The sequence below is a fragment of the Rhizobium sp. NZLR11 genome (genome assembly GCF_019685115.1).
GTDB lineage: Bacteria > Pseudomonadota > Alphaproteobacteria > Rhizobiales > Rhizobiaceae > Rhizobium.
Genome location: NZ_JABDWD010000046.1, coordinates 1 through 12,589, shown reverse-complemented (window position 1 = coordinate 12,589; position 12,589 = coordinate 1). Strand labels below are relative to the sequence as shown.

Sequence of the window (12,589 nt, the reverse complement as noted above, 5' to 3'; positions counted from 1 at the left end):
GGCGGCCATCAACCGCTTCGTCAAAGAACACAACCACGAACCAAAGCCATTCATCTGGAAAGCAGACCCCGATGAGATCATCGCAGCCGTCAAACGTGGGCACCAAACGTTGGAATCAATCCACTAGATGCCTCGTTGCTCAAAATGGTCTGAGATTTTTTCTAGGATAGTCCCGACATTTATTCGAATTCGGGTAATAGTCAGGTGTAAATCTTAATTCGCCGCGGTCAGTGACCACCAAAGCACACTTTTGCAGGCTGGCTTCAAATCCAAGCTCGACGAACGTTAAGGCATGTATCGACGAGGGGCTTTTTGTCAGCAACAGAAAATCCCGCCAATGCCGTCGCCCGGCTCCTCCGCTAACTCCCAGATTTGTCGTCCATAGTCGACACCATGACAAAGTTTGGAAATCGGGCTTCATTACGAAATCTGCCTATATCCGGCATAGCAATCATATCTGTCGACGTCCAACATAAATCCATACTTGTCGAAAATCATGCCGTTACTATTTTTGTCTATCTTGTATGACCCGTACATTAATGGATCTTGATCAGGAACTGATAATACGCGTCTGAAAAACTCCAGATCGCTGAATTCTACATCAAGTGTATTCTTCAGAACTTGGCCATGCTTCTCATACAACTCTAGAACAAGCGAAACTTGCATAAGGTCATCCTTTTGGTGTCGTTCGTCCAGGCTTAGGAGGTTTCGTTTGCGTCCCGGTCACCGGATCGTATTCACCGAGATGCTTCTTTCCCGACTTATCGAATTTCTCAAGTTTACCGTGTTGGTAGTCCCATTCATAAATGTTTCCCTTGCTGTCATACCACCGCGCCCTGCCGCCAACTGGCTTTCCCTTTTGCAAATCCGGAATTCCCGGTATTCCTTCTGCGGTCTTTGGTGGCGGGAAATATTTCTGATCACCACCTCCATTCGAATTCTGGCTCAACACGATGTTAGGCATGCCCGCATTGCTGAGCGTAATTTGCATGTCCTGCAACATGTACGCTGTCATCGGTTGATTGCCAATTGTCCCGCCGGTTAGGTAAATGGCGCCGCCATCGTCGTATACTTCAATAGTAAGGCTTGCCCTGGTTCCGTCAGGATAGGTCACCAAGACCAATCGGCCGGGTTGCTCACTTTGACCGGAAACCCGCACCGTACTTCCATCCGCAGCAGTAAACCTTTGATCGATATCTTGCCCTGTTGACCCTGCTGACACCAAAAGAATAGCGCCGGCCAAACCTGCGACTGCCACACCCGTGGTTCCTATGATCCCACGGACAATACCCGTCATTTGCTCGTAATCAGACAGGCAGTCCGCCGCCTGCGTCGCAGTAAACAGCTTTGTCTGTCCATTTGGCAGCGAAATCAGGCAGCCCGTCTGCGCGTATGCGGGGGTAATTATCCAGTCGAAGATATTGAAATCGATACTGCCCTGCTGTTGGCCGCACTGTTCGAGTTGATCACGGACTTGGGGGTCGTCAAGATAGGTGAACATTTCTTTTGACAAGGCAGCTTGTTCCGGGCTCCTCACTCCTTCAGCAACCATCCGGTCCAAGAGATCACCGAGAACCTCAACTACTGTCTTGCCAGCGGATAGGGCGGCTCTCACGCTAGTGTCGGAAAGATAGAAGTCGATACTGGCATGTTTGTCTTTGGTAATTTCGTAGGCCTTTTGGGGATCCCGGTTGAGTTTTTGCAACGATGGCGTCGCGCCCTGCGCCGTCAGCTCGGACTGCTTCTCTTCGTTGCGAATGGTTATCTCGCCGGGACCGACGGTGGCGCGGACAGTCTGGCGCGTGTCGTCGAGCTGGTAAGTGCCTTCGAGGGTGTTGTTGGCCGGCGGCGCACCGGGCAACTCATTGCCCGGAATCTCGATGCCGATCTGGGCGCTGAAGCCCTCATAACCCTTCTGCCCGAGAAAATCGCCGTAGGTCAGCGTATCGGTCGATAGCGACAGGTCGCCGCTCTTGGAGATGATCTTGCCGGCCTGAAGATCGGTGTTGCCGCCGACTTCGATATCCATCTTGCCGGTGGATAGCAGGCCGGATTGCTCGCTGATCCAGTTCGTTGCACCCGAGCCGAGACCGCCGCCGAACTGCAAGCCTGAAAGCTGAGTGGTCACAGGCAGAAAGTTGCTTCCTACCGTCCCGCTCAAGGAGAAGCCGGCAGAGGCGGAACTGTTGGCACTGCTGCCGACGTCGGGCGTAGAGATGATGCTGAGATCACCGCGGACATCGGCCGTGATCGTGTCGCCGGAAACGACGGCGCCCTTGAGCGTCGTGTCGTTGCCGGAGCTGATCGTGATGTCGCCGCTGCCGGTGACGTGGCTGTTGACTTGGGTGATCGAAGTGGCATCGGACTTCGACATTCCCGCGCTGGCGCCACCGGTGACACCTACGCCTACGCCTTGCAGGCCAATACCCGCGTTGACGCCGAAGCTGGCGTTCGCCGATTTGCTGTCGCTACTCATCTCGCTGGTCGCCTGAGCGCTTTCCAGCGTGATGTCGTGACCGGCCTTCAGTGTGATGTCGCCCGCCTTGTCGTCGTCGGCTGCTACGTCGCCATAGCCATAACCCGCCGCTATCTGCGCACCATGTCCCGTCAGATCGCCGGAGGTGGCTTCGATGGTGACCGATCGTCCGGCCCCCACGCTGGTGACAACGGGCGTGGAAGTGGACGAGGAGGCGCTGCTCTTCTCATAGCTGAAGCCGGCCGTCAGCGAGGCAGAAGCGATGCTACCGCCGTCCTTGGCAATGCCTGCGAGCTGCTGGAGGGCATCATAGGCTTTCAGCGAGGCGAAGGCAGCGTTGGCGGCCGTGTAGCCGTCCGAAATGCCGGCGATTTTCTGCGCAGCGCCGGCAATGCTCTGGCCTGCACTGACAAGCCCTGTCGAAACCGACAGCGTCACACCGGCAAAGAACTGTTCGTGCACGCTCTCGTAGTTCGACTTGTCTTCCGCGCTAAGCAGATTGACGTCGCGCTCCGCTGTGATCGCCACATCGCGGTCGGCCCAGACGTCGGCCGCCTGCAGGTTGGCGTCGCGGCCGGCCTTGATGGTCAGGTCGTTGCGGGCGGAAAGGGCAGCCATCGCGTTGGTCTGCGAGCCTTGTTTCGTGGTGTCCGAGACGGAGGACATGCCGATGCCGATGGAGAAGCCGCCGCTGCTCGAACCGAAGGAGAGGCCGAAACCGGAGCGCTTTTCCTTTTCCTCTACAGAGGCGCTTTCGGCGCCCGGCGTTATGTTGACGTCGCGGGCGGCGTCGAGAGTGATGTTCTGGTCCGCAGAGATCTGCGAGCCGAGGATGTTGATGTCGGTGTCGCGCGACTTGAGTGCGACATCCGTTCCAGCAGAAAGCACCGATGCCACGTTGAGTTCGGAGGCCTGCTTGCCAATGTTCTGCTGGCTGCCGTAGATAGAAATGAAACCGTCACCGCCGCCGACGCCGAAGCCGGATTTCTTGTGCTGCTCCTCGAGCTCATGCGTCTCCTGCGCCCCGATGATCGAGACGCTGTCGCCCGTGACGGATATCGATTTGTCGGCATTGGCCTTCGAACCCGATATCACCGCCGCGCCGTCGGCGGTCAGGTTGATGTTGCCGGACGCGCCGAGTTCGGAAGCGACCGTCGTCTCGTCGTAGCTTTTGTGGCTGGACGAGCCCTTGGACAGGAAGCCGCTGCGCGTCCCCTTGTCGTCCTTGGCGCTGGTGTCCTTGCCGGAGGCGATGATGAGGTCGCCCTTGGCGCTGATGTTAAGGTCCGCCGGATCGGTGCCGTCTTCCTTGCCGGCTTCGATCTTCGAGGCCGAGATGACCGTGTCCTTGCCCGACGTGATGTCGACGCCGCCACCGCCTGTGATGGCGGAGCCGACGGCCGTCGTTGTTTCCAGATGCGTGGTCGTCTTCTCGCTCTTGCCAAGGAACCCGCCCTTGGTGCTGAGCTTGGTGTCGAGGGTCGCGGTGTCGGTGGCCTCGGCGATCGTCACGTCGCCATCGGCCTTGAGCGCGAGCTTGCCGTCGGCGGCGAGCTTGCTGCCGACGATGTTGAGGTCGTGATCGCCGCTCCCGCTGCCTGCGGTCACCGAGAGGTCGCCGCCCGCTGATATCTCCGAGCCGACATGGTTGATCGACGAGGCGGACTTCTTGCCGAAGGTGGATGCGGACTGCTCCTGCGCAGCCGTGATGTTGATATCGTCGCCGGCGCTGAGCGCCACATTGCCGCCAGCCTTGACGGAGGAGCCGGAGAGCAGGATGTCGTCGCCGGCTTTGATCGTCGCATCCGTGCCGGCGGAAAGCTGCGATTGCTGCTGGTCGGTGGAGAGGGTCCTGGTGTAGCCGGATTGGTTGTCGCGGGCGACATCGGTCGACACGACGGCCACCGAGCCCTTATCGGCGGTCACATCGAGCGTCGTTCCCGCCTTGGCGGAGCTGCCGATGACGTTGACATTGTCGGTGGCCGTGATCGTCAGGGCCTTGCCGCTGGCGACCTGGCTGCCGGTGGCATTCTGCTGGCCGTCGTTTTCGACTTTGGCGGCAGCCAGCGTCACATTCTTGCCGGTGAGCGAGGCGTCGCCTGTGGCATTGACCTTGACGCCCGTCAGCGCCAGATCGCCGCTGCCGCCGGCAAGCTGCAGAGCGCCGCCTGCCGTCACGCCGGCATTGGTGTTGACGACGTTCTGGCCGCCGATCGTCATCGTCTGGGCGGCGAGCGTGATGCCGTTGGTGGCATTGAGCGCCGTGTCGCCGCGCGACAGGAACGTGCCGCTGCCCTCAATCGAGCTGCCGGAGACGGTCAGGCCGCCGGCGGATGCGATCAGGCCGGAATTGTCAAGATTGCCGACATTCATATTGACCGAGCCGCCCGCCATGGCGGCGGCGGCGCCGGTCAGCTTCTGTCGGTCGGCGGCGGCGACGTAGACGACGGGCGCGAGCACCTGCACGCCGTTGACGGTCTGCCACTGGTAGAGGACGATCGACGTGGTCAGCGCCGCCGCCTGCTCAGGCGTGAGACCTTGGCCGACAGCCAGACCGTGTTTCTTGGCATAAGCGACACCGTCGTCGAGCAGCGTTTTCATCTGCGCGATCGCATCACTGCCGGCGATAAAGGTGCTGCGTCCCAACCCCTCGCCGACAAGCTGCCGTAACTGCGTGTCGATCAGTTGGTTCTCGAAATAGGCGTCGCCCAGGAACGGAACCGTCGTCTCCGGCTTGTAGCCGATTTCGGTCATGAAATAGCCGGAGCCGTAGAACTTGCCGACATCGAGGAAGTCACCGCGGGTTTCGAACAGAAATATCTGATGGGGTATGTTCCCGCCGACGCCGCCCGATTGCGGTTTGGCGGCGGCCTCAAGGGCTTTGGCGTCGAGGCGAATGCGTTCGGCGATATCGCTGAGGCCGGAAAGCGGGTTGCCGCCGCCGAGGCCGGCATTGACGCTGAACAGCGCGCCGCCGGCGGTCAGGCCGGAGAGCGCCGAAAGCGGATCGCCAGGATTGCTGGCGGCCGCCACGCTGGCGCCGCCGGCCATCGAGCCGGCAGCCGACGTGTTGTTGACGCTGCCGAAGTTGACCGAGAGGGCACCGCCGGCTTTGATATTGGCCGAGACGCCGCCGATCGCCTGCACCGAGCTGACGATGGTCGAGCCGTTGGCGATGTTCTTCGAGGGATTGGCGTTGCCGTTGGCATCATAGGCGGTGCAGGCGCCCTGGGCGCTGCAGGTTGTCGTCGTCGTGCGGAAGAGGGTGACGCCGGTATTGGTCAGCGTCGAGCCCTTCAGCGTCGCATCGCCGCCGGCCTCGATCGAGCTGTAGGAATTGGTGAGATTCGTGGCGTCGATCGAAAGGTTGCCGCTCGCCCGGATCGTCGCTTCGGGGCTCAGCGTGCCGATCAGGCGATCCTCGTAGACCGATTGGCTGAGATGGGAGGACCAATCCCAGCTATAGGTTGTGCTTTCGTCTGAGCCGCTGAAATTCACCTCATCGACGATGAAATACCGCGACGGATTGTTGGCGTCGTAGATGGGGTTGCCGTTTGCGTCCTTGGTGACTCGATCCCTGATCCAGTCGATGATCGGCGTGACCTTCTCCGGTCCATCGGCCGAGATCCAGGTCCACGCGCGGTAGGTGGTGCCGTCGGCAAGCGTCGCCTTCGACCAGAGCAGCGGCTGATAGTCCTGCCACAACCCCGGATCGACGCCGGCATAGAGCTGGAACATGTTCTGGTCTGCGGTCTCGAGATAACCGAACGGCAGGCCGGCGGCGACGGGATTCAGCGTGAAGCCGCTGACGACACCTGACGAAACCAGCGTCCCGGTCGTCCATTGCGGCGTGGCTGCGCGCTGGTTGGTCAGATTGCTGGTCAGGATGGACATGTCGTTTCCAGCCTGGATCAGCCCGGAAACATTGGTGACCGCCCCGTTTCTCTGCCCTGATGGCGTCCCGGCAATCTCAAGATCGTGGCCAGCTACGATGCCGCCCTGGTTGTTGGTGAGCACGCCGCCGACGAAGAGGCTGGCGTCGTGGCCGGCATAGGCGAGGCCCGTGGCGCTGTTGGTAAGATTGCCGGAAACATTGAGCGTCAGGTCGTTGCCGGCCGCCAATAGCCCGGCATTGGTCAGCGACGGCAGCGTCAGTGTCAAGTCGTTGGCGGCGAGCAGCGCGGTGCCGGCCGTCGTGGCAAGACCGGTGGCATCGATGGCAATATCGCCCGAACCGCCGGCATTGGTGACGGCGTTGATCCGAGTGCCGCTGAGATCGGCCGCGCCGGTCAGATTGAGGGCGAGGCCCCCGAGGGTGATGCTGTTGTTGCTAAGGTTGGCGCTATCGGCATTGAGCGTCAGTGTGCCGCCCGCGGCGATGTTGCTGGCCCCGCCGTTGGAGAGGTCGATGTTGGTGGTGGTGAGCGTCAGGTCCCCGGCGGCGCGGGTGGGATTGCCGTAGCTGATCTGGCCGGAGGCGGCGAGATTGGCGCTGCTGAGGGTCTGAAGCTTGTTATAGGCGATATTCTGGCTCGCATCGGCCGAAAGGTTGCCACTGCTCATCAGCGCGGCGTCGACGGTGATCGAACCACTGGTCGCGGTAAGGATCATGCCCCCCGCCTGCTGCAGCACCAACGTGCCATTGGCCGATTGGGTGGCGGCGAAATCGACGCCTGAGGCGATGCCTCCAGCTCGTATCGCCGGACCCGTGATCGAAACGTCGCCGGCGGCAAGGAGCTGGCCGGCAATCGACGTCTCCGCGTTGATGGAAACGCTTCCATGGCCGCTGACATTGTCCGCCTGGAAGCGGCCGGCATCGACGAGAAGAGCGCCTGCGGCAATGAGCATGTCGACATCGACGCTGCCGCTGTTGCCCGCATCCAGCGTGAGATCCCCCGACGGGCCGACGACGGCAGCGCCGCCCGGCGAAACGGCGGTAGCGGCAAAGTCGAGACCTGAAACGATCGCCTCGGCCGAAATCGCGCCACCGGTGATCGACACGTTGCCGGCGCTGAGAATCTGGCCGCTGACATCCGTGGCGGCGTCGATGGCAACGGTGCCGTGCGCGGTGACCGAGTCGGCCGTCAGGGCGGCCGCCGTGACCGACGTGTCGCCGGCCGACAGGAGCCCGTCGACAGCGATCGCGCCGCTGCCGGCAACGAGCCGGATGTCGCCAACGCTGCCGAGAACGGTGCTGCCGTTTGCCGCAGCATTCGTCGCAGCCGCATCGAGGCCGGAGACAACGCTACCGGCCGCGATCGAACCGCCTGAAGCCGTGACGTTGCCCTCAGCCAGGACATCACCCGATATGTCGATCGCCGCGCCGGCGGAAAGCGAGACATCATTGCCGCCGGTCAGTGAAGCAGCCGAGATCGAACCGGCCATTGCCGTGATCGAGAGCGCACCGGCACCCTTGACGGCACCGGCGACCGCAATATCGCCCGAGGTGGTGGACAGAGTGATCGCATTGCCGGCCACGACATTGCCGGCCGCAATGCCGGCGGCCGATGTCATCTGAACGTTGGCGGAGCTGTTCACCTCGCCGCCGACGCTCAACAGGCCGCTGCCGCTCGAAAGTAGGATGTCGTCATCGGCAGCGACCGTATCGAGGGTGATGCCCTGGTCCGCCTGGACGGTGGCTTTCGCCTTCGACGTGACCTTGGACGCCGTCACCTTCGCCTTCGAAGAGATCGAAACGCCCTGCTGGCCGGAGACGTTGCCGAGCGAGATCTTGCCATCGGCCGAGAGCGAAAGCTCGCCCGCATTGGCTGCCAGATCGCCGCGCATGCGTACACCGGCGCCCCGCTCGGTCACGACGATCTTGATGCGGTCGGCCTGCATGGCGCCGAGCGCCGAACCGTCGATCGCATATTCCGGCGTGCCGGACGTCGCCGCAAGCGGCGTGGCGTTGCCGGTGGCGTAATCGAATTGATTGCGGCCGGCCGTGACGCGAAGGTCCTTGCCGTAAACCGGGCCGTTGATGGTGACGGCACGCGAGACGATGTCGAAGAGGTCCACCGCGCCAGGTCCGGCGGCGAAATTGCCGCCGTTCGGTCCGATGGTGACATCGCCGCCGTTGACCGTGAACCCCTTCAGCGCGCCGTCCGCACCGATATCGGGAACGCCTGTGGTCAGCGTCGCATGCGGCGTGTTGATGAAGCCGCAGCCGCTGCAGGTGATGCCGTTCGGGTTGGCGATGATCACGTCGGCCCGTCCGCCGAACACCTCGATCGCGCCGTTCAATGCCGAGCGGTTGCCGCTGATCACCTCGTTGAGGATGACCGATGCCGGACCGGATGTGTTGAGATTGGGATTGCCCGGCGTGACGCCGCCAAGATTGGAGGTGCCGATCTCCCCCTTGAAGTTGTTGAGGATGAGGCCCGGTGTGCCGACGTTGAAATTGTCGTATTTGTTATGCGACAGGCCCTGGCTGTTCGGCGTGACGATGTCGATGAGCGGCACGCCATTCGGCGCGGTGCCAATGCCCGGCTGATTGGCCGCGGGCGCCGTGCTTGCCGAGACCGACTGGGCATTGGCTAGCATCGGCTGTAGCACGAGCAAACCGCTGAGCAGGAGCGCCAGCGATTGCCTGAAAAGAGGTGCCGGCCTGAGACCAGCTCTTTCATTTGCGCCGGCGACGCCCCTTGCTGCCGCCGTCCGCCCCAACCGCTCTTCGCTCATCACTGTCTTCCGCGCCCTAAAGTCTGCACGGCGGATAAATCCCGCCTCAGTTGTACTTTTTCAGCAGGACCGAGACCACAGCCATTGGTCGCGGTCAACTTCCGCCTGCACTTGAGGTAAATGCAATCCGAAGAAAACATCGTCATTTATCGCGGCGCAGCAATCATGCTAGCCATTACTCCCAACCATCCTGATGGAGAGGGGCATCTTCACTTCTTGCTTCACTACCAATGGGCGGATGCACTGAAATAAAAGAGCCCGCCGTCGCCACCGTCGACGCTGCTTGTAATGATGTCGGAGTAGCCGAGATCGGCGCTGAGATTGCCGCCAACGATTCGAGTGCCGACCGTCCAACTGGCGAGATCACCGCCTGTCATGTCGAAGCGTTTTTGCGCATAGACATGGCCGTAATCGAAGCCGAGATAGGGGCGCAGTTCGCCGAACGCCTGCGCGGCCGCGCCGCCGCTTTGGTTGGATCCCGTTCGCCAGACGATCTCGTTGTGGCTGAACATGCCGTTATTGCCGAAGAGCACGCTTTCGCGCGTGCCGCGGACATTGCTGTAGCCGCCAAGCGAGATCTGCTCGGCCCCGAGGAGATTGTCGGGGGAATATTGACCGCTGATCAGCGAGGTCAGCTCGAACTGTCGGCCTGCGGCCTGGAACGGCTGCGTCACGCTGATCGTGGCATTGAATTTCGAAAAGCGTGGGTCCGCATTTCCGGCGCCGGGATCCCCCGGTTCCACCGCATCGAACAGGCCGAGCCCCTTGTCATAGCTGGCGTCGAATACCCAGATACCGCCGAACATGCGGCGGGAATGGGAAATGCCGATATCGCCGACCGTATAGCGGCGGCTGCCGACCTCGATCAGATTGCCGAGCAGGAAGTTGTTCGTCTGCTTGTAGGTCAGGTCGCTGCGGATGGTGGTGATCGAATCCTGGTCGCGGAAGACGACGCGGTCGATGCCGAGACCGGCCTGGCCGGAATTGCCGGAGGTTTCGAGCGTGCTGAAATTTCCTTCGACGGCACTTTCATACTGGTACCACGAGCCGTTCAGCGAAACGGTGGAATAACCGTAGGGGACGCTGACGCTGCCGGAATAGCTGTTGCCGTAGCCTTTTCCGTCATCGGTCCATGGATAGTCCGGCCCGCTGTGTTCGTAGGAGAAGTTCCACTGATCGTTGATATGGAGCAGATCGTCGAAGCCGAGCGATGCCGAGCTTCGGGAGAGGCCGGTGCTCTCCTGCCCCATATTGTTGTTGCCGAAGGAGACGTGCCAGGGCCGGGCCGGACGGTTTTCGATGTTGAGGATGGAGGTTCCGTCCTTCGGGCCGGGCAGCATGGCGGATTTGGCGTCGTTGGCCTGCAGCCGGTTCATCTGGTCGAGCCCCTGCTCGATATCGCGGATATTGACGACCCGGCCGATCAGACCGGGAAAGGCGGTCGCCAGCGAACCGCTGCCGGCCACTTTCTGGCCATTGAGATAGATGTCCGAAAGCGTGCCTTCGACGACGAGCAGATGGAGGACCCTTGTCTTGCGGATATCCTGCTGCGGCACATAGGCACGCGAGGTCACATAACCATGATCGATATAGAGATGCGTGACATCCCTAAGGACGGCATTGATCTCGGCAAGGCCGACGCAGCGGTTGCCGTAAGGCGCCGTCACCTTGCCGATCTCCTGCGCCGATAGCCGGTTCGCCCCGTCGATCTCGACCCGCGTGATGTCGAAACATGCGCCATTTCCCCCGCCGGCGGGCACAGCGCCGTTTTCCGTCTCCGCGCCGCCGCCCGGTGTTGCGCGGCGCAGGGCATCCAGCCGCTGCGTCTGCGACTGCTCTTCCTGGCGTCGGTTGAAGTCATCGGCAGGCGACTGCGCGTAAACGGGCGCGACACTCATCACGAGGACGGCGCCAGCGACCAGGGAGTATCGAATTTCGGTGGTCATGGTGAAATTCGGCTACTTCGCGGCAGTGGACTGGAGTTCGTCGAGGGCCGGCTTCAGCCCTTTCAGCGAAAAGCGGATATTGACGTCCTGGCCGTTCATCAGCCGCACCAGCCCTTCGGCCGCTGCGCCCTTCTTCAAGGCCGTCGCCGTCTTCGTATCCAGCGCCAATTGCGCCCAGCATCCGGCCTCGTTGCAATTGCGGTAGTCGAGCTTGGCGACCGGTTTGCCGTCGGCCCTGATCGACAGCCCCGAAGGCAGGAAGACGTTGAGGGGCAGAAGGGCGGTCAGCACCAGCCGTGACTTGCCTTTCTCGCCCTTGCGCTGGGAATCGGCTGGCGCAGTTGATATCGCCAGCGTGAGCACATTGACGTTCCTGCCGTCCGTGGCGACTTGTGCAACCTGCGCGACTTCGCATGCCGCAGCGCTGGTGCAGCGATAATACCAGTCGTCGAACTTCTGGGATTTTATGGCAGGCGTCGGTTGAGCCGGCGCCTGTTCCGGCGCTTTATCGGCCGGGACAGGCGATTGCGAAAAAGACGGATTGGCACAAGCAACAACCATCAGAACGGCGGCGACAGTCTGTCCGCCCCGTTTCGTGCCGCTTTTCAAAAAACGTCCCATTGAAAATGTAAAGATTTCGATCAGGTGGAAAGCCATGTCGCTACAATTGGTTTTGCCTGTGCTAGTCGCACACTGGCAAATTATCGATGTCATGAAAAAAGGCTCAGAGAGCGAGACCAATCATCGGCTCGATGGCTTCATAGCAGATCTTGGTGCGATACATCGATAGGTAGTGTTTGTCTCACCTCGATTTACGCTCGTTTTCGGAGAGTTGTGCGGTTATTGCAACACATGCGCTAACACTTGCTACCCTCCGTGCTCCGAAGCATCAGGCTTTCGATTTCCTTCAACCGGCTGCCCAGGCATCCTCTTAGGTGAGCCGCGGATGTGAAATGATCGAGACGCATGTGGACTCCATGTTGGTGATGAAAGCAGCGTGGCGAGACTCGAAACGGACGTCAACGCCCAACGGAAGCTTGATTACTGATAGTCCTCCGATCAGGCTACCTCCTTCAGAAGATCACCGCGCACCCCTTGCACGAACTCTTGCTGCGACCCTGCGTGCCGGTGCAGGATCCTGTGATCCAGCAGTCCGCATTGACCGCCGGACTGTTCCATCATCCGCGCGACGAAGTTTCTTTCGAAGGGCACCCCGTAGTAGATGTGCCCAATGTTGTCGTCCCAGGTTGGATCGATGACCTGTCCGATGTCGTCAACGAGCCAGGCGTGCTCCACCGGGATGGGAAGTGCTGGATCGAGCGCGAATCCTTCCACATAAGTGACGTCACGGCGCACTAGCAGGCTGCTGAAAAACCCACTGGCTTTTGGGCTGGACACATGATTCCATCTTGCAAGTGATTTCGAGGGAATTTGGATGCGCGGCGGGGATGATCGGACGGGGTCGCTGTTTTCGTATGTCGACCTT

General features: G+C 61.0%; 4 protein-coding genes and 1 pseudogene. 1 reads left to right on the top strand and 4 read right to left on the bottom strand.

What is annotated here, in order from left to right:
• A pseudogene (locus tag HJB83_RS33675) lies at positions 1–127 on the top strand (IS630 family transposase); the annotation flags it as partial.
• Between the two features lie 543 nt (positions 128–670).
• On the opposite strand, the gene HJB83_RS33670 reads toward HJB83_RS33675, so the two are convergent.
• From HJB83_RS33670 to HJB83_RS33655, 4 genes are all read right to left on the bottom strand, one after another.
• On the bottom strand, positions 671–9,157 hold the full coding sequence (locus tag HJB83_RS33670; protein WP_221133268.1) for a hemagglutinin repeat-containing protein: 8,487 nt from the start codon (positions 9,155–9,157) through the stop codon (positions 671–673).
• 224 nt (positions 9,158–9,381) lie between these two features.
• Positions 9,382–11,103, bottom strand: a complete 1,722-nt coding sequence (locus HJB83_RS33665) for a ShlB/FhaC/HecB family hemolysin secretion/activation protein (RefSeq protein ID WP_221133267.1) — start codon at positions 11,101–11,103, stop codon at positions 9,382–9,384.
• Between the two features lie 12 nt (positions 11,104–11,115).
• A complete protein-coding gene (locus HJB83_RS33660; protein WP_221133266.1) occupies positions 11,116–11,724 on the bottom strand; it encodes an invasion associated locus B family protein in 609 nt (202 codons plus the stop codon).
• 438 nt (positions 11,725–12,162) lie between these two features.
• On the bottom strand, positions 12,163–12,589 hold a 427-nt coding region (locus HJB83_RS33655), incomplete at its 5' end, for a hypothetical protein (RefSeq protein WP_221159856.1).

Bases quoted from the DNA above. Each gene is read 5' to 3' on its own strand.
- HJB83_RS33670 (WP_221133268.1), bottom strand. From the start codon at position 9,157: ATGAGCGAAGAGCGGTTGGGGCGGACGGCGGCAGCAAGGGGCGTCGCC.
- HJB83_RS33665 (WP_221133267.1), bottom strand. From the start codon at position 11,103: ATGACCACCGAAATTCGATACTCCCTGGTCGCTGGCGCCGTCCTCGTG.
- HJB83_RS33660 (WP_221133266.1), bottom strand. From the start codon at position 11,724: ATGGGACGTTTTTTGAAAAGCGGCACGAAACGGGGCGGACAGACTGTC.